This window comes from Halomonas sediminis (genome assembly GCF_044871105.1).
Taxonomy (GTDB): Bacteria; Pseudomonadota; Gammaproteobacteria; order Pseudomonadales; family Halomonadaceae; genus Vreelandella; species Vreelandella zhuhanensis.
On the sequence record NZ_CP085246.1, the window covers coordinates 3,050,150 to 3,071,580 of the forward strand.

General features: G+C 56.6%; 19 protein-coding genes and 3 tRNA genes. 7 read left to right on the forward strand and 15 right to left on the reverse strand.

Annotated features, from left to right (window positions below; genetic code table 11):
- Nucleotides 1-22: 22 nt before the first annotated feature.
- Nucleotides 23-2,812, reverse strand: coding sequence for a DNA polymerase I (polA, locus tag LG290_RS14385; RefSeq protein WP_499835386.1), 2,790 nt, complete (start codon nt 2,810-2,812; stop codon nt 23-25).
- Between the two features lie 170 nt (nt 2,813-2,982).
- Between polA and LG290_RS14390 the strand changes: the two genes are divergently transcribed.
- Nucleotides 2,983-3,942: a homoserine kinase gene (locus tag LG290_RS14390; protein ID WP_499835387.1), complete on the forward strand. Its 960-nt coding sequence runs from the start codon at nt 2,983-2,985 to the stop codon at nt 3,940-3,942.
- Complete coding sequence (gene speA / locus LG290_RS14395; RefSeq protein ID WP_160419014.1) at nt 3,939-5,858, forward strand: biosynthetic arginine decarboxylase; 1,920 nt, start codon at nt 3,939-3,941, stop codon at nt 5,856-5,858. The genes LG290_RS14390 and speA overlap by 4 nt, the downstream gene beginning before the upstream one ends.
- Nucleotides 5,859-5,864: 6 nt before the next feature.
- Here speA and LG290_RS14400 read toward each other — a convergent pair whose 3' ends face one another.
- From LG290_RS14400 to LG290_RS14440, 9 genes are all read right to left on the reverse strand, one after another.
- The gene (locus LG290_RS14400; RefSeq protein ID WP_499835388.1) at nt 5,865-6,530 is read right to left on the reverse strand and encodes a fumarylacetoacetate hydrolase family protein; all 666 of its coding nucleotides are present in this window, start codon (nt 6,528-6,530) and stop codon (nt 5,865-5,867) included.
- Between the two features lie 114 nt (nt 6,531-6,644).
- A complete protein-coding gene (gene thpD / locus LG290_RS14405; protein WP_499835389.1) occupies nt 6,645-7,628 on the reverse strand; it encodes an ectoine hydroxylase in 984 nt (327 codons plus the stop codon).
- 472 nt (nt 7,629-8,100) lie between these two features.
- Nucleotides 8,101-8,176, reverse strand: a tRNA-Thr gene (locus tag LG290_RS14410).
- 60 nt (nt 8,177-8,236) lie between these two features.
- A tRNA-Gln gene (locus LG290_RS14415) sits at nt 8,237-8,311 on the reverse strand.
- Between the two features lie 6 nt (nt 8,312-8,317).
- Nucleotides 8,318-8,393: transfer RNA gene (locus tag LG290_RS14420), tRNA-Phe, on the reverse strand.
- 82 nt (nt 8,394-8,475) lie between these two features.
- Nucleotides 8,476-8,748, reverse strand: a complete 273-nt coding sequence (locus LG290_RS14425; RefSeq protein WP_160419011.1) for an oxidative damage protection protein — start codon at nt 8,746-8,748, stop codon at nt 8,476-8,478.
- A gap of 34 nt (nt 8,749-8,782) precedes the next feature.
- On the reverse strand, nt 8,783-9,877 hold the full coding sequence (mutY, locus tag LG290_RS14430) for an A/G-specific adenine glycosylase (protein ID WP_499835390.1): 1,095 nt from the start codon (nt 9,875-9,877) through the stop codon (nt 8,783-8,785).
- A gap of 119 nt (nt 9,878-9,996) precedes the next feature.
- Nucleotides 9,997-12,339 (reverse strand): AsmA family protein, encoded by a 2,343-nt coding sequence (locus LG290_RS14435; protein WP_499835391.1) that lies wholly within the window; start codon nt 12,337-12,339, stop codon nt 9,997-9,999.
- A 7-nt stretch (nt 12,340-12,346) separates the two neighbouring features.
- Nucleotides 12,347-12,838 carry an acetyl-CoA sensor PanZ family protein gene (locus LG290_RS14440; protein ID WP_499835392.1) on the reverse strand — a complete coding sequence of 164 codons (492 nt, stop codon included), beginning with the start codon at nt 12,836-12,838 and terminating at the stop codon, nt 12,347-12,349.
- 208 nt (nt 12,839-13,046) lie between these two features.
- Between LG290_RS14440 and hisB the strand changes: the two genes are divergently transcribed.
- From hisB to hisF, 4 genes are read left to right on the forward strand one after another with little or no spacing between them, the layout of a single operon-like run.
- The gene (hisB, locus tag LG290_RS14445; RefSeq protein ID WP_499835393.1) at nt 13,047-13,640 is read left to right on the forward strand and encodes an imidazoleglycerol-phosphate dehydratase HisB; all 594 of its coding nucleotides are present in this window, start codon (nt 13,047-13,049) and stop codon (nt 13,638-13,640) included.
- A gap of 34 nt (nt 13,641-13,674) precedes the next feature.
- On the forward strand, nt 13,675-14,316 hold the full coding sequence (gene hisH / locus LG290_RS14450; protein ID WP_499835394.1) for an imidazole glycerol phosphate synthase subunit HisH: 642 nt from the start codon (nt 13,675-13,677) through the stop codon (nt 14,314-14,316).
- A 39-nt stretch (nt 14,317-14,355) separates the two neighbouring features.
- On the forward strand, nt 14,356-15,108 hold the full coding sequence (gene hisA / locus LG290_RS14455; RefSeq protein ID WP_160419005.1) for a 1-(5-phosphoribosyl)-5-[(5-phosphoribosylamino)methylideneamino]imidazole-4-carboxamide isomerase: 753 nt from the start codon (nt 14,356-14,358) through the stop codon (nt 15,106-15,108).
- The gene (hisF, locus tag LG290_RS14460) at nt 15,105-15,878 is read left to right on the forward strand and encodes an imidazole glycerol phosphate synthase subunit HisF (RefSeq protein WP_499835395.1); all 774 of its coding nucleotides are present in this window, start codon (nt 15,105-15,107) and stop codon (nt 15,876-15,878) included. Before hisA ends, hisF begins: the two co-directional genes overlap by 4 nt.
- A 10-nt stretch (nt 15,879-15,888) precedes the next feature.
- Here the strand turns inward: hisF and LG290_RS14465 are convergent, their stop codons facing one another.
- A complete protein-coding gene (locus LG290_RS14465; protein ID WP_499835396.1) occupies nt 15,889-16,479 on the reverse strand; it encodes a YjaG family protein in 591 nt (196 codons plus the stop codon).
- A gap of 123 nt (nt 16,480-16,602) precedes the next feature.
- Between LG290_RS14465 and LG290_RS14470 the strand changes: the two genes are divergently transcribed.
- Nucleotides 16,603-17,289, forward strand: coding sequence for a type 1 glutamine amidotransferase (locus LG290_RS14470; RefSeq protein ID WP_499835397.1), 687 nt, complete (start codon nt 16,603-16,605; stop codon nt 17,287-17,289).
- An 11-nt stretch (nt 17,290-17,300) separates the two neighbouring features.
- On the opposite strand, the gene mnmH is transcribed toward LG290_RS14470, so the two are convergent.
- The 4 genes from mnmH to LG290_RS14490 form a co-directional block, all read right to left on the reverse strand.
- A complete protein-coding gene (gene mnmH / locus LG290_RS14475) occupies nt 17,301-18,395 on the reverse strand; it encodes a tRNA 2-selenouridine(34) synthase MnmH (RefSeq protein WP_499835398.1) in 1,095 nt (364 codons plus the stop codon).
- A complete protein-coding gene (gene selD / locus LG290_RS14480; protein ID WP_160419000.1) occupies nt 18,392-19,429 on the reverse strand; it encodes a selenide, water dikinase SelD in 1,038 nt (345 codons plus the stop codon). The genes mnmH and selD overlap by 4 nt, the downstream gene beginning before the upstream one ends.
- Before the next feature lie 59 nt (nt 19,430-19,488).
- On the reverse strand, nt 19,489-20,865 hold the full coding sequence (gene radA, locus LG290_RS14485) for a DNA repair protein RadA (protein ID WP_499835399.1): 1,377 nt from the start codon (nt 20,863-20,865) through the stop codon (nt 19,489-19,491).
- An 89-nt stretch (nt 20,866-20,954) separates the two neighbouring features.
- Entirely contained in the window at nt 20,955-21,404 is a 450-nt protein-coding gene (locus tag LG290_RS14490) for a copper resistance protein NlpE N-terminal domain-containing protein (RefSeq protein ID WP_160418998.1), read from the reverse strand.
- Nucleotides 21,405-21,431 lie beyond the last annotated feature (27 nt).

The following is a 21,431-nucleotide window of genomic DNA, read 5'->3' on the forward strand; positions in this document are numbered from 1 at the left end:
AACAGGCCCTTTTGAGACAGCCCTAGTGCGCCTCATCCCAGTTGGCGCCACTTTGCGCTTCCACCAGCAGGGGAACGCTTAGCTGAGCGGCGTGCTGCATGCGTGTTTTGACTTCGTCGATAAAGTCCGCGACTTGAGCATCAGCCACTTCAAACACTAGTTCATCGTGAACCTGCATGACCATCAGGGCTTGAATGTTTTCTTTTGCGAGCCAGGCATGAATGTCGATCATGGCGCGCTTGATGATATCCGCAGCGGTGCCTTGCATGGGAGCGTTAATCGCCATACGTTCGGCACCTAGGCGACGATTACGGTTCTGGGCGTGAATTTCCGGCAGATACAGGCGGCGGCCGGACACGGTTTCCACGAAACCATCCGCTGCCGCCTGAGCTCGAATCCGGTCCATGTAGCGCGCCACACCGGGATAACGGTCGAAATAGCGGTCAATGTAGGTCTGGGCCTGGTTGCGCTCGATGTGTAACTGACGCGATAACCCCCAGGCACTCATGCCATAGATCAGCCCGAAATTGATGGCCTTGGCGCTGCGGCGCTGGTCACCGCTGACCTTGTCCAGTGCCACACCGAACACTTCCGCGGCGGTTGCGCTGTGAATATCGCGCCCCTCGGCAAAGGCATCGAGCAACCCCTTGTCTTCGGAAAGATGCGCCATGATGCGCAGCTCTATCTGAGAATAATCCGCGGCCACTATCTGGTAGCCGGGGCGCGCCACGAAGGCCTGACGAATCTTGCGACCCTCTTCGCTGCGAATGGGTATGTTCTGCAGATTAGGGTCCGAGGACGACAAACGCCCTGTCGCGGTGATCGCCTGGTGATAGCTGGTATGCACCCGGCCGGTGGCCTTGTTGATCAAACGCGGCAGCTTATCGGTATAGGTCGATTTCAGCTTGGCCAAGCCGCGATGCTCCATGATCACCTTGGGCAGAGGGTAATCCAGCGCCAGCTCTTCGAGTACCGCTTCGGCCGTGGAAGGCGCTCCCTTGGGGGTTTTCTTGTTGGCGGGAATTTTCAGTTCCTCAAACAGGATCTGGGCCAACTGCTTGGGCGAGCCCAGGTTGAATTCACGCCCTGCCAACTCATGGGCCTTGAGTTCCAGCTCACGAATACGTTCGGTCAACTGCAGGCTCTGCTCATGCAAGCGCTCGGTATCCAGGGCCACCCCGTTGCGCTCGATACGCGAGAGTACCTTGATCAACGGCAACTCCAGATCATCGAGCACCTGCGCAAGGCGCCCTTGCGCTTCCAGGCGGGGACGCAATTCGTGCTGAAGCCGCAGGGTGATATCCACATCCTCGCAGGCATAAGGCACCGCCTGTTCCAGAGCGACCTGATTGAAGGTGAGCTGCTTGGCACCCTTGCCGGCAACCTCTTCGAATGTGGTGGTCTTTTCGCCCAGATACTGCAGGGCGAGAGAATCCATGTCATGTCGCGTGGCGGTGGAATTGAGCACGTAAGAGGCCAGCATGGTATCGGCGAATGGCCCGACCACGTCAATGGCGTAATTGGCCAACACCGAAATGTCGTACTTGAGATTTTGACCGATCTTGGTTCTGGCGGGACTTTCCCATAACGGTTTGAGCGCGGCTAGCACCGCCTGGCGATCAAGCTGGGCGGGCACGTCCAGGTAATCATGCGCCAGCGGAATATAGGCTGCCTCACCGGCTTCAAGCGCCAGCCCCACCCCGACAATTTCCGCTTCCATGTAATTGAGGCTGGTAGTTTCCAAGTCGAAGCAGAAGCTATCCGCGGCCTCCAGACGCGCAAGCCAGGTATCCAATTTGCGCTGAGTCACGATCACCTGATCGAGGCGCTGACTGGACGTGGAACTCGTGCCAGCATTGGGCGTTGCGCTACCCCCCTCCTTGGCTACCCCCGGCACCGGCTTGCCGCCCGCCACATCATCCACGCCTTCATCCTTGCCTTCCAGCAACTCGCCAAGCCAGGCCTTGAATTCCAGCTCGCGGTAACGCTTCATCAGTGCTTCCCGATCCGGGTGCGCAATGTCAAGATCATCCAGCCCCACCGGCAAGTCGCAATCGGTCTTGATGGTAGCAAGCTGATACGACAGGAATGCCTGGTCGCGATGGGCCTCGAGCTTCTTGGGAAGGGTCTTGGCACCTCGAAAGTCCAACGTCTTGACCTTTTCCAGGTCGGCGTAGATGGCTTCCAGCCCGCCGCCGATACCCTGCAACAAACCCAGCGCCGTCTTCCCCCCCACACCGGGCACGCCGGGAATGTTGTCGACCTTATCCCCCATCAAGGCCAGGTAATCGATGATCAGCTCTGGCGGCAGGCCGAATTTTTCCTTTACTCCGGCCACGTCCAATGTTTCGTTCTTCATGGTGTTGACCAAGGTAATATGCTCATTGACCAACTGTGCCATGTCCTTGTCACCGGTGGAGATCACCGCCTCGCGCCCGGCCTGGGTGGCTTGGTGGGCAAGAGTCCCGATAACGTCGTCGGCCTCGACCCCTTCGATACATAAAAGCGGCAAGCCCAGTGCCTTGACGCAGGCATGCAGGGGCTCAACTTGGCTACGCAGGTCATCCGGCATCGGTGGACGGTGTGCCTTGTAGTCGGCATAGAGATCATCGCGGAATGTCTTGCCGGGAGCATCGAACACCACGGCCATGGGACTGTTCGGGTAGTCCTTGATCAAGCGCTTGAGCATATTGAGCACACCTTTGACAGCACCGGTCGGCTGGCCGTCGGAGGTCATCAGCGGTGGCAAAGCATGAAAGGCGCGGTATAGATAGGATGAGCCATCAACAAGAACGATAGGGACGCTGGCCATAAACAAGATCCGTCAATACAGGGAGAATAATGCGCTCATGATACGCGCTGATGTCACAGCCTGCAGCGTCAACCGTCATCTGAATCCCTGCATCGAGATGCAACACAGTGCTGCCAACTCAAGGAGCTAGCCGCTACAATAGCCGGCTTAGCAACCTGGGCGAGATTCTCATGGCTGTATTCACTCCGCTTGGCGACGCACAGGTCGCAGCGTTTCTGGAAAGCTTCGACGTCGGCACTCTGACAACGCTTAAAGGCGTGGCCGGCGGTACGGAAAATTCCACGTTTTTTGTCACCACTGACCGTCGTGAACTGGTGCTTACCCTGTTTGAACAGGGCGAGCACGAGGAACTGCCATTTTTCGTGGACCTGCTCGACTACCTCGACGAGCACCGGCTGCCGGTTCCCGGCACCATCCATGACCGTGAAGGCATTGCCTTGCATAGCCTGGCCGGAAAACCAGCGCTACTGTTCCCGCGGCTTCCGGGGCGTCATCCTGAGGCACCCAACCTGAACCAATGTCAGGCACTGGGCGATACGCTGGGACGCATGCATGTCATCTCTCAGCATTTTCCCGGCCATCGCCCGAACCCTCGCGACTTGCACTGGATGCGTGCCATGCATCATAAGGTGCTGATCTACTTGAGCCCGGACGACCAGAACCTGATGAAAGATGAGGTCGACGCCTTCGAGAGCGCTTTTATCGAGCATCCGGTGCTGCCCCAGGGCGCGCTGCACGGCGATCTATTCCGGGATAACACCCTGTTCGAAGGCGACAAACTCGGCGGCATCATCGATTTTTATAATGGCTGTACCGGCGACCTGCTGTTCGATCTGGCCATTGTCATCAATGACTGGGCTACCCAGGACGATGGGCATCTGAATGAAGAACGCCACGATGCCATCTTACAGGCTTATCAGGCACGTCGGCCGCTGAACGCGGATGAGCGGGCAGTGTGGCCGGTGATGCTGCGCATGACGGCATTGCGTTACTGGCTTTCGCGGCTGCTGGTGATCTACGTCGACCCACCGGCGCATGATCTGACCCCCCACGACCCCGAGCGCTTTCGCACCATCCTGACGTCGCGCCTGGCCCACGGCGCCCTTCCCCTTCCAGAGGCACCTTCATGAGTTTCATGGCATCCGCTTCCGGCCCTGCACAACGCGCCCGCCGCACCTGGAATATCGACCAATGGGGCAGCGGCTATTTCGATGTCAACGACCAGGGCGATGCCCTGGTGCGGCCCCTGGGTAGCGACATCCAAGGCCCGGCATTGCCATTGGCCGCCTTGGTGAAACAGCTCAAGGCCGCCGGCTTGCGCTTGCCGGTTCTGGTGCGCTTCAGCGATATCCTGCATGACCGTGTCGAGCAACTCTGTGCGGCCTTCGATAGCGCCATGGCGGATACCGACTATCAGGGAGGTTATACCGCCGTCTATCCGATCAAGGTCAACCAGCAGCGCCGGGTGGTGGAAGAAATTCTGGCCACTACCGAGCGCGGTAAGGGCCGAGTCGGTCTGGAGGCGGGTAGCAAGCCGGAGTTGCTGGCGGTATTGGCACTTTCCAGCGAAGGCTCCTCCTTGATCGTGTGCAACGGTTACAAAGATCGCGAATATATCCGCCTGGCCTTGCTGGGAGAAAAGCTCGGCCACCGGGTATATCTGGTCGTGGAAAAGCTCTCCGAACTGGAGATGATCCTGGAAGAAGGGCAACGCCTGGGCGTCACGCCGCGTATCGGACTGCGGGCACGCCTGGCCTCGGTTGGCAAGGGTAAATGGCAGAATACCGGCGGCGAGAAATCCAAGTTCGGCCTTACCGCCGCCCAGATTCTCAAGGTGGTGGAAACCCTACGCGAACAGGATGCCTTGGGTAGCCTGCAGTTGGTGCATTTTCATCTGGGGTCGCAGATTGCCAATATCCGCGATATCCAACGCGGCCTGCGCGAATGCGCGCGTTTCTATCAGAACCTGCTCGCCTTGGGCGCACCCATCGACAGCGTCGACGTAGGGGGTGGCTTGGGTATCGACTACGAAGGCACGCGTTCGCGCAGCTTCTGTTCAGCCAACTATTCGATGCGGGAATATGCGCGAAATGTGGTGACCGCTTTTGCCCAGCTGTGTCGCGAAGAAAATCTACCGCACCCCCATTTGATCAGCGAGTCCGGCCGGGCCTTGACGGCCCATCATGCGGTGTTGATCACCAATGTTATCGGTGAAGAGCGCATTGCCGAGTCTCCGCCTGAAAAGCGCCTGGCCGACGATATTCACGTCGCCGAGCTGTGGCAAGTTTACGAGCGTCTGGCCGACGATCAGGAACCTCGCGTCCTGGCGGAAGCCTGGCACGACCTGCTGCAAACCGTCAGTGAGCTACAGGAACGCTTCGTGATGGGCCTGAGCGATATTTCCGCTCGCGCCGAAGGCGAAGGCGTCTACCTCGCCGCCTGTGTGCGACTGCGCGCCAAACTCGATACGCGTAACCGTGCCCATCGTGAAATTGCCGACGAGCTCGCCGAAAAGCTCGCCGACAAGCTATTCGTCAACTTCTCACTGTTTCAGTCGGTGCCCGATGTGTGGGGAATCGAACAGATATTTCCGGTACTACCGTTGACCGGGCTGGATAAGGAGCCCACCCGGCGCGCGGTGATTCAGGACATCACCTGTGATTCCGACGGGAGAATCGATAGCTACGTCGATGGCCAAGGGGTGGAAAGCACCCTTCCGCTACCCGAATGGAAAAACGCTGACGAGCGCTTGCTCGGATTTTTTCTGGTCGGGGCTTACCAGGAAATTCTCGGCGACCTGCATAACCTCTTCGGCGATACCGATTCCATTGATGCCGCCCTTGATAATAATGGCGACTGGGTACTCTCCAACCCCTTGGCTGGGGATACCGTGGCCGATGTCTTGGCCTACGTGAATTTCGATGCCGAAGCACTCAAGGCCAAGCTTGCCCAACAGCTCGCTGCAAGCCGGTTGCCTGACACCGAGCAGGCCCGCCTGCTCGCCGACTTGGGTGAGAGCCTCGAGGGTTACACCTACCTGGAGTGAAACGCCTTATTCGATCACTCTCGTGGCCACGTCAAGTCCTCCGGTCAAGGATAGACGCAACTCGGCACCCCGCGGCAACTCACCGACACCCGCGGGGGTGCCGGTGAGAATGACATCACCGGGCTGCAGGGTGAAGTGGCGGCTCATTTCGGCCACCAGTATCGGCACTGAAAACAGCATGTCCGAGCCTTCCCCGTGCTGGCGTTCTTCGCCATTGATTTCCAAGCTGAAGGCCAAGGCATTCCAGTTGGGCACCCGCGACAGCGGCAAGAAGGCAGACAGCGGGCAGGCACCGTCAAATCCTTTGGCGACTTCCCAGGGATGTCCCTTTTCCTTCAACTGGCTCTGCTTGTCCCGCAAGGTAAGGTCGAGGGCCAAGCCAATCCCGACAATCGCTCGCTCGGCTTCGTCACTACTGGCCTGAGTCAATGTTTCGCCTATCAACAGCGCCAACTCAACTTCGTAATGCACGCTCCCACGTGCAAACGGTGGGTCCAGCGTTTCCGTTAGATCCACCGCACTGGTTGACGGCTTGATGAACAAAAGCGGCTCGGTGGGTATCGGATTGTTCAATTCCTTGGCGTGGTCAGAGTAATTGCGACCCACGCAGACGATTTTGCCCAAGGCGTGGGGGAACACCTGGCCATCGGTAAACTGTGGAACAAAGTGCATGGTGGGTAGCCTCCTTATCATTATACGGCCGCGCTCATGACGACGGACGCAACAGTCTACTCCACCTGAGACAAGGTTCCACAGCCCGGCAGGTAATTCGCCACCACCGATGTATCAGGCGTGCCAGCACTCGCCCGGTTCATGCGCCAGAAAGCGTGGCCGCGACTGTCTCGCGGCAAAGGGTTTCTGGCAGCGGTTATCCACCCGATTATAAACAAAGAACGCATTGCTACGCGGATCCGGCGACATATTGGCATTGGAGGCATGCAAGACGTTGCAATCAAACAATAACAGTCCTCCCGCTTCCCCCGTCGCCGCTTCGATGCCACCCCCTGCCTCAATCAGCCGGGTAAGTGCTTCATTGTTCGGCACCCCGGCTTGCTGATTTTTGAGGGAGTTACGGTAGTTGTCTTGCGGCGTTTCTCCCAGGCATGGCACGAATACCTTGTGTGAGCCGGGAACCAGCATCAAAGGGCCGTTGAAGTGATGATTATCGGTAAGAATCAAGGAGGCACTTACCGCATGCATGGCCGGCATACCATCTTCGGCATGCCAGGTTTCAAAGTCCGAATGCCAGCTAAATCCTTTACCCGCAAACCCCGGCTTGTAGTTGATCCGGGACTGATGCACATACGCCTCGCCGCCGAGTATCTGCTCCACTCTATCCGTCAAACGCTTGTCACGCGCCAACTGGCTCAACCGCTCCGAGAGGAAATGTACCGCAAACAGGGAGCGAATTTCCTTGCCTTGCGGCTCGGTAACACTGAAATCACGCCCCGGGTAATCCTCATGGCGCATTAAATACCGTAATTCTTCACGCAGGCCTTCAAGCTCTTTCCCGCTGACAAAATTGGGCAAAAATAGAAAGCCTTTCTCTTCAAACTCATCCAGCTGCGCTTGGGTGAAGGGACCGGGAAGTGCTTGCCCCTTGACCACCTCTTCGCGACGCTTTAACCAGAGCGATTCAGGCGGGCGAGAAAGCCGCGTGGGATAAGGGTCCGGCGAGCGCACGTCGGTGTTCTGCCAAGCCAGCAAATCGGACGTTTCCGTGTACTGTTTCTGGGTAGAAAATCTGAGTGATGTCTTTGGCAATGGCATCTTGCTCAACTCCTTGTCGGTTTGTCATACATCCGCCAGTCAGTTGTTTCTAAAAACAATGCCACGCAAGGCCTACGCCACTTTCTCTCTGACGCTTTACCTTACGTTGTCCTTTTTTCATCAAGCATCCAAAAAGCCTGGGCTCAACGAATTTCATCGACAGGATATGTAACTGCATGAACTCAGCAACAGCTAATGGAGATGCGTAGAGTCTTCTGTGACTCAGCTACTACGCTAGGGAGCTTTCGCCTAAAAAACATTAACTCACGTTATGAGATGCGCCAGGAACGAGGAATTTCAGCTAAAGATGTTCTAACCAAACGAGCGGAGAAAGTAATATTTATTCCGTCCGGCCATGCTTGGAATGCTGCCTTCAATCAATGTGTGGACACTTTGTAGACAAACACAAAAAAACCGCCATCGAGGGCGGTTATTTCTTCTTCTGTAACTCATTGAGTTATCAGGTTTTTCTTGGTGCCGACACCAGGAGTCGAACCCGGGACCTACTGATTACAAGTCAGTTGCTCTACCAACTGAGCTATGTCGGCTTTTGCACTTTACAAAGCCGGAACGTCACACAGTTCCAACTCTAAATTCTGTGTTGACGATGGCTGGGGTACCAGGACTCGAACCTGGGAATGCCGATACCAAAAACCGGTGCCTTACCACTTGGCTATACCCCAGCAGTGTGGTGGCCAGAGACGGAATCGAACCGCCGACACGGGGATTTTCAATCCCCTGCTCTACCGACTGAGCTATCTGGCCGCTGCCAACGGTGCGTATTAAACTAAAAATCCGGTTCTTCGTCAACACTTTTGTGCAACTTTACTCCTGTCCTGCGTTCCGTTCATTTCTCGCGCGGGACGTAACCCTCCGCCTGATCGGTTTCTTGATTATCAAGAAAGCGCTCCATCTGTTCCATCAGGTAGGCTCGCGCTTCGGGCTCAAGCATGTTGAGATGTTTTTCATTGATCAGGCGTGTCTGCAAGGCCTGCCATTCATCCCAAGCTTTTTTGGAGACGGTGGCTTGGATCTCCTGACCTTTCTTGCCCGGTAAGGGCGGAAACGGCAATGCTTCCAAGTCTTGCTGATACTTACGGCAAAATACCGTTTGGCTCATGAATCTCTCCTTGCTGTTTATGCGGTGCGACATCTCAGGCATGGCCCGGCAGTGGGTTAAGGGCAAACGGTAGCTGGCGCTCAAGCAGCGCTTTTACCGGGGCCGCCAACCCTAGTTCCGGCGGTCGTTCCAGGTCGTACCAGACACCGCCTTCTCTTACTTCATTCAGCGTATCGCACTCCGCCGGTCGCGGGGTAATTTCCAGACGAAAATGACTGAAGGTATGGGTAAACATTGGCTCCGCGGAGCCGAGTGACGGATTGATCGTGTGCTGAGCAAGCCACTCCCACAGCTGGGACTCCTCCTCGAACTGAGGCAGGCTCCAGAGTCCTCCCCATAATCCTGCTGGCGGCCTCTGTTCCAGCCATATGCGGCTCCTGGCATCCTGTAGCACCAACATCAGAGTCTGGCGTACCGGCAATGCCTTCTTGGGTTTGGAAACCGGAAAACAATGTGTTTCATGGCGAGCATAGGCGAGGCACTCTTGCTGAAAAGGACAACGTCCGCACTCAGGCTGGCTACGCCGGCACAGGGTGGCCCCGAAATCCATCATCGCCTGGGTGTAATCGGCAACTCGGCGTTGGGGGGTATAGTGGTCCGCCAACGCCCATAACCGGCGCTCCACCGCAGGCTTGCCCGGCCAGCCCTCTACCGCATGTAGCCGGCTAAGCGAACGTTTGACATTGCCATCAAGAATCACTGCACGCCGTCCGGCACTCTGAGCAATAATCGCACCGGCAGTTGACCGACCTATACCTGGGAGAGCTGTCAATGTCTCGACGCTTTCAAGGGGCATCTCGCCGTCATGTTGCGCAACAACAATGCGCGCAGCCCGGTGCAGATTGCGCGCACGTGCGTAATAACCCAGGCCCGTCCATAAGTGCAGCACTTCGTCCTGATCGGCCTTCGCTAACATCTCCAAGGTGGGAAAGCGCGTCATGAAACGGTCGAAATAGCCAATCACGGTGGCAACTTGGGTTTGCTGCAACATGATTTCCGACACCCAGACCCGGTAGGCTGTCCGTGGCTGTTGCCAAGGTAAGTCATGTCTGCCGTATTGATCGAACCAGTGCAGCAACCGCTGTTGAAATGTAGCAGGCGCCATGATCGGCGCCGGTTCCTGAGCCATGCTGTCTCCTCGCGTTATGGCACCACTCTCGAAAACCCACTGCTATAAAACAGTGCCGGCCTTCAAGCCGGCACGAAACCTATTTTCAAGCACTCACTTTTTCAGATGCTCACTTTGTTTCAGTTAAACAAGCGCCGTAAACCGTCGCGAATTTCTTCAGCGGCTCCTTCACCCAGTTTCTCGTCCAACCGTTCAAGCGCATCGTCCATGCGACCTTCAACCTCTTTATTGATCCGTTCACCGGCTTCAGTACGTAGAAGCTCCGTCAGCGAGTCTTGAAAGGCATTTCGATCAAACCGGCACCATTGATCGCGCGCGTCATTGACATGCCCTTCACAGCGAACCGGTAACGTGAGACGTTCAAGCTGAGGGCTGACACGGCAAGCGGCATCAGCGGTATTTACAATACGGGTATTGGCACGGGCATCGAAACGCAGGCTATTGAGATCGAACTCTCCTTCTCCCTGTACTTGAATGCCCGGCAAGGCAATCAGCAGGTCTTTACTTTGTATCAACCCGTTGCTTACATCGAAAGTGGCATCAAAACGTTCAAAGCGCGTGTCGCTATGCCATTCACGGGCGGTGCCTTCGCCTTCAAGTTGGGCCACGAGCTCGCATACTTCGCGCGAGACGTTGATATCGAGTATCGCACCGTCGCTAAGCCGGGCGTCAATCGTGCCGTTTAAATGGCGCACCAGTGAATCGCGGGTATTGCCCCTTGAGGTAAGGTCTCCTTCCAGTTCTACACGACCCCCTATAGGAGAAGCCTCTTCACTGAGGGCTTCAAGCAAGGCGTCCACCTGTACTCTTGAAACACTCGGTTGCAATGCCCATTGCAAAATAGTATCTCGGCTATCCAGGCGCCCGGTAGCGCTCAACTGACCGCCGTAAAAAGCAGCGTTGAATGCACTCAATCGATGCAGCCCGGGCTCGCCGTCCATGGCTAGTTCGGTCTGGGTAAAGTCCAGCCCACCCAATATCAACTGTTCAATGGAAAGCGCTCCTTCCAGGGTCAACCCGGACAGCCAACGCTGTGGCAATAACTCGGCGGGATTGGAGGGTTCATTGGCGAGGGCTGTCGACACACCCACCACACGGCTGGCTTGGGAGTTATCATTGGCAGGCGGTAGGTAACTGTCCAGGTTCAACTCATCGCCTTCCAAATTGAAGGACAGACGCTCACCCTCCAGACCTACCTCTAAACGGCCGGTATACGTCCCGTTATCCACTACCAAGGAAAGTCCGCTGAAGGCTAGTTGTTGCATGTCACCTTCGATGGGACTCGTCAATGCCACATCGGACAGCGCTGCTTCGTTGGCGGTTTTCAGCTCGATACCCGCACGCTTTAACCATGGACGCAGATTAAAGGGTGCCATGTTGAGCTGGCCGTGATAACGCGGCGCTTGGCGCACTTCTTCCAGGTTGAGATGACCACTCAGACGCAAACCGTCGGGGCCGGTCAATTGGAGGTTCTTGAGCCGCGCGGTCTCTGCCTGCCAATCCCCTTCCAAGCCATAAGCCAGGGAAAGCGTCAGCGCTCCCTGCCAATTTTCAGAATGGCGCAAGCTCGCTTCGATGTTACCCTCAAGAACGCTGAGCTGCTGTGAGGACAAATTGGCCACAATCTCGGCGGCCCGAAAATCCACCTGTTGGACTTCGCTCTCTTCCTGGCGTCGTGAGCGCGTAGTCAGGGTAGTGTTTTCCAACACATAGCGCCGTTCGGCAAGTGCCAGCTTGAGACGCGTTTCCAGGTTTACTTCAGTTGTAAGGTCCGGGCTACGCTCAAGCTTTTCGGCATCCAGCCGGTTGTGCGACGTCAAGGTGAACATGGCTTTCAGAGGAAACGCACGCACTGGATTGACGTTGCTTCCGGAAATATTCATCTGTTGAAAATGCAGAAGTCTATTCGTCATCTCATCGCGAAAGCGAATATCCGCTTTTCTGACTTCGACACTGGCAATATTGAGTACCACCGTCAGGTTACCGGCATCTGTATTGGGACCGGCACTCGCGGGAGCAAGCACGGTTTCAGCGTCTTCTTCACTCTCAGCAAGCCGTTCGATCAAGGGCTCCCAGTTACCTTCACCTTCGGCGTCACGCTCCAGATTCAAGCGCAACCCTTCAAGGGTCAGGCCATCCACTGCGATTTCCCCGCGTAACAAGGGGGCAAAAGCCAGGCTCACCTCGGCACGATTAATCGCTGCAAAAGCCTCTTCGTTATTCTCCTGTTCGGGCAACCATGCCTGGGCATTTTCTACACTGACCCCGATGCGCGGATAAAACGACCAGGAAAGCGGCCCTTCCAACGCCAGTTCCAACCCGGTATGTTCTTGCACCACTGCAGTGAGACGTGGCTTGAAATCTTCAGGATCTAAAAATGTCGTAACGTAAACCACTGCACCAACGGCTACAATGGCTAGCATTCCTACTGCCGCCAGCAAGATTCTCAATAATCGCTTCATTAACCTTTTACCCTTTTCCTTGTGGATCCAGCTCGACATAATCACTGGCGATCGGTTGGCTCGGCTCTTGCTCGCCCGCATTGGGATCTGAAACACGAGGAATAGGCCGATAGCCCAACCGAGAAAGCAGTACCCGGTCCGCCAAGGGCAACGAGTGGGTGGCAATACGCAACACCTTGCCTTCACTCGCCGCCTGCTCAGCCAACAGGGCCATCAGGCGCGAACCCACGCCTCTTCGCCGTGTAATCTTGCGCACACAGAGGTCCGTCAGCCATAAAGCGTCGGCTTCAGCGGTAATAGCCACGGCACCTAGAAGCCGGTCATTGAAATGCGCACAGGCGAAGCAATGTCCGTCCTTCAAATGGCGTTCGATGAAGGATTCAACATGACACGCCATCCGGTCCGGCGGTGCATCACGATAGATTCGGACGATATCCAGTCGAATCTGGGCATCAGCCTCCCAGCTCATCTGGTCGACATACTGAAGCGTCACCGGCATGGTGCATTCCTCTTGGCCAAAAGCAGCCTGGCTGCCATTTTTGTCGTTGGCGGGGGGCGGACTCACTCGCTGCATTGTAGCGGATGGGCAGGCCGATTCACTATAATGTCCGCTTTGCCGATAGACTTCACCTTGCTCGCCCGGCCGGCACTCACGCTACAGTACGCTGGCCGACACCTTGAAGGCGCTTCGGCGCAGGAGATGTAACATGTCAGAGCGTATCGCCACGGTAAGCCGTGATACCCAGGAAACCCAGATCACCGTCACCGTCAACCTTGACGGAGAAGGCCGCTTGAATTGTGAAACCGGCGTTCCCTTTCTGGATCACATGCTCGACCAGGTAGCACGCCACGGCCTGATCGACTTGGATATCAACGCCATCGGGGATCTGCATATCGACGATCACCATACCGTGGAAGACCTGGGCATCACCTTGGGGCAAGCCTTTGCCGAAGCCATCGGCGACAAACGCGGTATTTATCGCTATGGCCATGCCTACGTGCCGCTCGACGAAGCGCTTTCCCGAGTGGTCATCGACTTTTCCGGCCGCCCCGGTCTATACATGAACGTCGATTTCACGCGCGCCACCATCGGACGTCTGGACACTCAACTGTTCTGGGAGTTCTTTCAAGGTTTCGTCAATCATGCTCGCGTCACGTTACATATCGACAACCTGAAAGGCTTCAATGCCCATCATCAGGCCGAAACCATCTTCAAGGCATTCGGGCGTGCGCTACGCATGGCCGTTGCCCCGGATGCGCGCATGGCGGGGCAAATGCCTTCCACCAAGGGGAGCCTGTAATGTCAGCCGTCACACTATCAACCAGGAGCGCCGTATGACCATTGCCGTGATCGATTATGGAATGGGCAACCTGCATTCCGTCGCCAAGGCGCTTGAGCACGTTACTCACGAAAATGTCATCATTACCCGCGACCCACGCTGTATTCTAGGCGCCACCCGTCTGGTGCTGCCCGGCCAGGGCGCCATGCGTGACTGCATCGGAGAATTGGAGCGCACGGAACTACGTGGGTTGGTGGAAGATATTCTAAAGCGTCAAGCCAAGCCGTTGCTGGGCATTTGCGTCGGTCAGCAAATGTTGCTGGAGCATAGCGAAGAGAATGGCGGCATTCCCTGCCTGGGCTTTTTCGCGGGTGAGGTCAGACGTTTTCCCACCGATATGCGCGATGATCGCGGGCAACGCCTGAAGGTGCCGCACATGGGGTGGAACCTGGTTCACCAGAACCAGTCCCACCCACTATGGGAAGGGATCGATTCCCAAGAGCACTTTTATTTCGTGCACAGTTACTATGCCGACCTGACCGACGAAACCAAGATTTTCGGAACCACGGGGTACGGTAAGGTCAGTGCTCATGTGGCGATTGGCCATGAAGCGACCTTCGCCGTGCAGTTCCATCCCGAAAAAAGCTCCCGCGCCGGCCTGAAATTGCTGGAAAACTTTGTCAACTGGGCGCCCTGAACGGCGCTAGACCCATTGGGCACCCGAGAGGATTTATTCATGTTGGTTATTCCCGCGATTGATCTCAAGGACGGCCAGTGCGTCCGGCTCAAGCAAGGCCGTATGGAAGACGCTACCGCCTACGGCGATGATCCGGTTGCGATGGCGGCTCGCTGGGTGGAAGCCGGTGCCCGACGCCTGCACTTGGTCGATCTCAACGGCGCCTTTGAAGGCAAACCGGTCAACGGCGAGGCGGTGACCGCCATTGCCCGCGCCTACCCGGACTTGCCCATCCAGATCGGTGGTGGCATCCGCACTGCCGCCACTATCGAGCATTACCTCAATGCCGGCGTTTCCTACGTCATTATCGGCACCAAGGCAGTCAAGGAACCGGCATTCGTTGGCGAGATGTGCCGCGCCTTTCCCGGCCATGTCATCGTAGGGCTGGATGCCAAGGATGGTTTTGTGGCCACCGACGGCTGGGCCGAGGTCTCCACGGTCAAGGCCACGGAGCTTGCCAAGCGTTTCGCCGATGATGGCGTCTCCAGCATCGTCTACACCGATATCGCTCGTGATGGCATGATGGGCGGCGTCAATGTCGAAGCGACCGCCGAGCTTGCTCGAATGGGAGGATTGCCGGTAATCGCCTCCGGCGGAGTGACCAATCTCGATGACATCCGCGCGCTGAGCGCCGTGGCCAAGGATGGAATTCTCGGCGCCATTACCGGGCGGGCGATCTACGAAGGTACGCTGGACGTGGCCGAAGCCCAGCGCCTAAGCGATCAACTTACCCAATCAGGGGGCGTTTCATGAGCCTGGCCAAACGTATCATTCCCTGCCTGGACGTCGATGCCGGTCGCGTGGTCAAGGGTGTCAATTTCATCGGTATCCGCGATGCCGGTGACCCGGTGGAAATTGCTCAACGCTACAATCAGCAAGGGGCCGATGAGATCACCTTCCTCGACATTACCGCCAGCCATGAAGACCGCGATACGACGGTGGAAATGGTCGAACGCATTGCCGGAGAAGTGTTCATTCCTCTGACGGTGGGCGGTGGCATTCGCAGCTGTGACGATATTCGTACCATGCTCAATGCCGGTGCCGATAAGGTTTCGATCAATACCGCAGCGGTGAATAATCCCGAGTTCGTGCGCGAAGCCGCCGATCGTTTCGGCAGCCAATGCATTGTCGTGGCTATCGATGCCAAGCGAGTTTCCCTTGAAGGGGAAACGCCGCGCTGGGAAATCTTCACCCATGGCGGCCGTCGCCCGACGGGGCTAGATGCCGTGGAATGGGCCAGGAAGATGGTCGAATACGGCGCCGGTGAGCTACTGTTGACCAGCATGGACCGTGACGGCACCAAGATAGGTTTCGATCTTGGAGTCACGTATGCCATCAGTGAGGCGGTGACGGTACCGGTGATCGCTTCCGGCGGGGTGGGCAACTTGGATCACCTGGTCGAAGGTGTTACCAAAGGCGGCGCGGATGCGGTACTCGCCGCGAGCATTTTCCACTTTGGTGAGTACACCATTCCCGAAGCCAAACGCTACATGGCCGAACGTGGCATCGAGATGCGGCTCTGAGACTCAACAGCTAATCCAGTGAAAGCCCCAGATTACTGATTCCGCCATTGCGTCCTAGCTTGCGAGCTTCTTTTAATACCGCTTTATCCAACGGTTCGCTTACGACTTCCAATACGGCGTCTTGGAAGTCGTTCTCGTCGGCCATCAATGGATGATCCCGGATAATCAACGCCAATGCCTGAGCATCGACCTCGCCTTCGGTGAGCTCTATAAACGCGCGTACGCCCGCACGTGATGTACGGCTAACATCTAGTACGGCCTCTGGAGACTCGTCTTGTAGCGTATCCAGCAGTGCCGAAACAGATACCACAGCATCCAGAGCCCGCCGAGCGCCAAAGCTATCATCCCCTTCGGGCGGCTCGCATTCGGCTAGCTTTTCCGCTTGGCGGGCAAAGTCGATGCTGGCATTAGGCACATTCAGCCGCTCCCAAACCAAACTCAGCACGGTTTGCAGGGTATGACCATCACCCTGTCCCGTGGTTTGCTCATACAGGGCGTAATTGGGCAGCAAACGCTCGCATAGCGCCGCCATAAAGGCTTGCTGGGCTGGCAATGGGAGCTCTTGCAGCCGCTGATAAAATCCTTGGGGTTTGGACACCATGCTGAATTCCTGAAGCTTCTTATACGAAATTTTGGTGAAAAGTAGTCGGTACGTTATCGTCAATACAGGCGGTTGGGTGATCCCCAATGCTTAAATGAGTATACGGCCGGCGAGGAGATTACCATGCATATTCATCTACTACAGCACGGCCCTGACCATGGCCCCGCCCGTTTAACCGACTGGCTAACCAGTATGGGGCATAGTTACACCGTATTTCATCTCTATGCGGGAGAATTGACACCCCGCCCAGGCGAGTGCGACGCGCTGATCGTTCTCGATGGGCCGGAAGAGTTCCTCAGCCATCCACCCACGTGGTTCAAGGCAGAAGATAAACTCATCAATCGCTGTTTGGATGGACGAAAACCCTTGTTGGGTATCGGCTTGGGCGCCCAACTGATCGCCAGCGAACTGGGCGCGGTAGTGGCTCCCGGCACCTTTGCCGAACTTGGCTGGCATGAGGTCGAGTTGGCTGATGAAAGCCCTTTCGATCTACCTGAGCGTTTTCAGGCTTTCATGTGGCACCGTAATGTTTTCAGCTTGCCCGAAGATGCGTTACCACTCGGCGGCAGCCAGGCAGCCCCCTTGCAGGGGTTTGCCTGGGATGCGGGGCGCGTGGTCGGCTTGTTATGTCATCTGGAAATCACCCAGCTCAATATTCGCGAGCGTATTGCCCACCTTTCTTTTCCGGAAGGCAGCGATACGAGTGCTTTTGTACAAACGCCTCAAGAGATTCTCGCCGAGCCTCGGCGCTTCGACCAGCTCGCACCCTTGCTGGATCGTTTACTCAGCCAATGGCTACGCGCGAACTGAGTAAACGCAACCTACTGTCTGGCAGCACTCCACTCGCGCGCCACCGCCAGACAGCTGTCCCAATCGCCAACATGCACCACGGGGGGCGCATCCTCGTGTTTATTCAGCTGATAGCGATACATGGGGTCGTAATATTCCGTGAGGAGTGGTGCCAGCCAGGCTTCATGCGCTTGACGGTTACCTCGTTCATGCTCACGGAAGGCCAGTTGTTGAAGGCGCTGCAAGCGTGCTAGACGTGCGCTACCGAGACGTTTTTTCAGGCGTCCCAATGCAGTCACCAGATGCTTGCGCATCAATGTCCAACCCAGCCAAGGCCCGTATTGGCCGGCATAGATATCCCAAAGCTCATCGATATAATCCCGATGAATCTGCGCCAACCGCCAATCCAGCGGCATTTCCACGCGCACACGCGGCGCTTGTTGCATGGCCCGCCAGAACGTCAGGGGTACATTGGCTGTGCCAATCTGACGGGATTCGTCTTCAAGCACGAGGGGGCCGGGTAGCGACAGCAATCGCCGGGCCATGGCATGTTCGAAATCGATCTGGGAGGGGGGAGAAAAGGGGTGACGACCAAACGCCGAACCTTTGTGACGTGCGAAGGCCTCCAGGTCCAGGCTATTGGCGAGACGCTCAATCAAGACAGTCTTGGCGCAGCCGGTAAGCCCTCCCACTATTAACATCGGCTGTTCTGCCGCGGCATCAATACGGGCGCACAATGCGTGACGCATCGCTTTCCAACCACCCCGAATGCGCGGACGCGTCACTCCGGCATCCTGTAACCATTGCTGAGCCACCTGTGAGCGTAGCCCACCACGAAAGCAATAGATGACCGCATCCGGATGCGCTTTTACATAAGTTTTCCATGCTTCAACACGGGTTTCCTTGAGCTGCCCGCTGACCAGCCGCTCGCCTAGAAAAATTGCCGCCTGCTGGCCTCGCTGCTTATACTCGATGCCGACGCGTTGGCGTTCCTCGTCGTCCATCAGGGGTAAATTAACGGCACCCGGCAGCGTTCCTTGGGAAAACTCCACCGGTGCCCTAACGTCAATCAAGGGACGTGCTTCCCGCAACAACTCAAGCGTCGGCTCGATCAATGGCAAACTCACCCGCGCACCTTTATCAGTGCCTCACCTTCCTGGGCGACCATCTTGCCGAACGGCTGCAGCTCAAGACCGAATTTTCGGCCGATGCGCTCTACATCGTCCTCCCAAGCAGGATCCACACTGACCAATAGACCGCCGGAAGTCTGGGGGTCACACAGCCATTGCCAATGGGTCTCATCCATGGCAGGTAGGGCGTTACCCAAGGCATTGCGATTGCGCAAACTGCCCCCGGGCACTGCGCCTTGGCGGCGATAGGCCTCCGCTTCGGCAAGCCTGGGAAGGCGACGAAAATCAATTTGCGCCGCAACATGACTGGCCTTGCACACTTCCGCCAAATGCCCCGCTAAGCCGAATCCCGTCACATCGGTCATGGCATTGACGCCTTTGACTTTGGCAAGCTCAACACCAATGGTGTTGGGTTTCAGCATGGTTTCACGCGCCAAGCCATGGTGCCCAGGTTCAAGCAGGCCCTTTTTTTCGGCCGTGGTCAGCATACCGACACCCAGTGGCTTGGTCAGAAATAAAAGATCTCCCGCCTTGGCGCCGCTATTAAGCTTGAGGTGCTCAAGATCCACCAAACCGTTGACCGCGAGTCCAAACATCGGCTCGGGAGCATCGATCGAATGGCCACCAGCCAGTGCCACACCCAGCTCGCTGCATACGGACTGCGCTCCCGCCACGACATCCCCTGCGATATCAGCCCCGAGTTTTTCGATCGGCCAACCTAGAATTCCTAAGGCCATGATCGGCGTTCCGCCCATGGCGTAGACGTCGCTAATGGCATTGGTCGCAGCGATACGACCGAAATCAAAGGGGTCATCGACAATCGGCATAAAGAAATCCGTCGTGGCAATCATTCCACGACCATCACCCAAGTCATAGACTGCCGCATCTTCACGGCCTTGATTACCCACTATCAGGCGCTTATGCGAGGCGCCAGGGCCAGCTTTGGCCAGAATACCATCGAGCACGTCAGGCGCTATCTTGCAGCCGCAACCGGCGCCGTGGCTATACTGAGTCAAGCGGATAGTGCTCATGGTGTCTCTCCTTGGCTTACTAATAAAATATCTGCGAGGCTGCAACTCTCCCAAAGCGGTCAAAGCGCTTCGAGGGCATCGCTTAATTTATCCACGGCAATGACTTCCATGCCCGCTGGCGGTCGCTTGGGTGCGTTACCTCGCGGCACGATGGCACGTTGAAAACCATGCTTGGCCGCCTCAGTGATACGTTCCTGGCCACTGGGGACTGGGCGAATCTCCCCCGATAGACCGACTTCGCCAAACACCACCAGCTCACGAGGAAGCGGTCGGTTCTGCAAGCTGGAAACCACTGCCAGCAATACTGCCAGGTCCGCGCTGGTCTCCAGCACTTTAACGCCACCTACGACATTGAGAAAGACGTCCTGATCGCCGGTAAATAAGCCGCCATGGCGATGAAGTACCGCCAGCAGCATGGCCAGCCGATTATGGTCCAGCCCAACAGCAACGCGGCGTGGGTTACCCAATGCCGAGTCGTCCAGCAATGCCTGAACCTCCACCAGAAGTGGGCGCGTACCCTCCCAGACCACCATTACCAAGCTGCCGGAAGCCAGTTCTTCGCTGCGTGAAAGAAAGATGGCACTGGGATTCTTGACCTCTTTCAACCCTTGTTCAAGCATAGCAAAGACGCCCAGCTCATTGACCGCACCAAAACGATTCTTCTGACCACGCAGAGTGCGAAAGCGCGAATCCGCGCCTCCCTCCAGCAACAAGGACGCATCGATCATGTGCTCAAGCACTTTGGGACCGGCCAGGGTGCCATCCTTGGTTACATGCCCGACCAATAACAGCACGGTATTAGTCTGCTTGGCGAAGCGAGTCAAGGCTGCGGCGGACTCACGCACCTGAGCCACACCGCCGGGAGTGGAGCTGATATCTTCCAGATGCATCGTCTGGATAGAGTCGATTACCAGAATTTCGGGATGTTCGCGCTCAGCCACTGCCAGAATGGTTTCCACGCTGGTTTCCGCCAGCATTTTCAGCCCTTGGCTGGGCAGTTGCAGACGCTGCGCGCGCATCGCGACTTGGGATAAAGATTCTTCCCCGGTGACATATAGAATGCGTCGTTGCTGCGCCAATTTACAGGCAGTTTGCAGCAACAGCGTAGACTTGCCTGCCCCGGGATTACCCCCTAGCAGTACCGCTGAACCAGGCACCAGTCCCCCACCCAAGACGCGGTCAAACTCTTCAAAGGTGGAGGACAGTCTCGGGACTTCGCTGAGGTCGACACTTCCCAGATCCACCACCTCCCGGGAGAGATCTCCTGTATAACCATTTCGGCCCGAGGCATTCGCGGCGCCTCCTCCTGGACGCGCGCTGGCCAGGCGCACTTCACTTAAAGTGTTCCACTCTCGGCAACTATTGCATTGCCCTTGCCATTTTCGATATTCCGCACCGCACTCGGTACAGACAAAGGCGCTTTTGGCTTTAACCACAGAATTTCCGCCTCCTCATCAGCCCAGGCAATAGATTACCTACAAAAAAGGCGGCACTCAGGCCGCCTCGCTCATGTATTACGAGTGAATTACTGACGTTGCAATCGCAGCATTTCCCCATTCTGAAAGCGCCGACGTTCGGGATCGATCAATTCAAGCGTCTGCTCATCAATACGCAGGAAGTAATAGGTCTGGCCATCTCCGTCCGGTGTCAGCTCATAAACAGTGGCATCCGGATCAGAGGGAGTCCCTGTCAAGACTTCCCAATTACCTTCATAATTTTCAGCGGGAGGCGATTCAGGATGGTTGCGATAATCCGCCTGCAGCGTAAAGGTACGCTCTTCCAAGGCCCCGTATTCCTCACCCATCATGGTAACATCAAGCTCAATGCCATCGCAGTTACGACACGGCAAGGTGCCTTGGTAGTTGACTTGCGCCGACTCGGCAACTGCTGTGTCAGGCTGATCGGTAGGGCCAGTGGCACAACCAGCTAGCAGGGCTAACATGGCCGAACCGACCAACAGACTCCGAAGTTGCATAGGGGGTGTCTCCTTATGGTGTGGAAT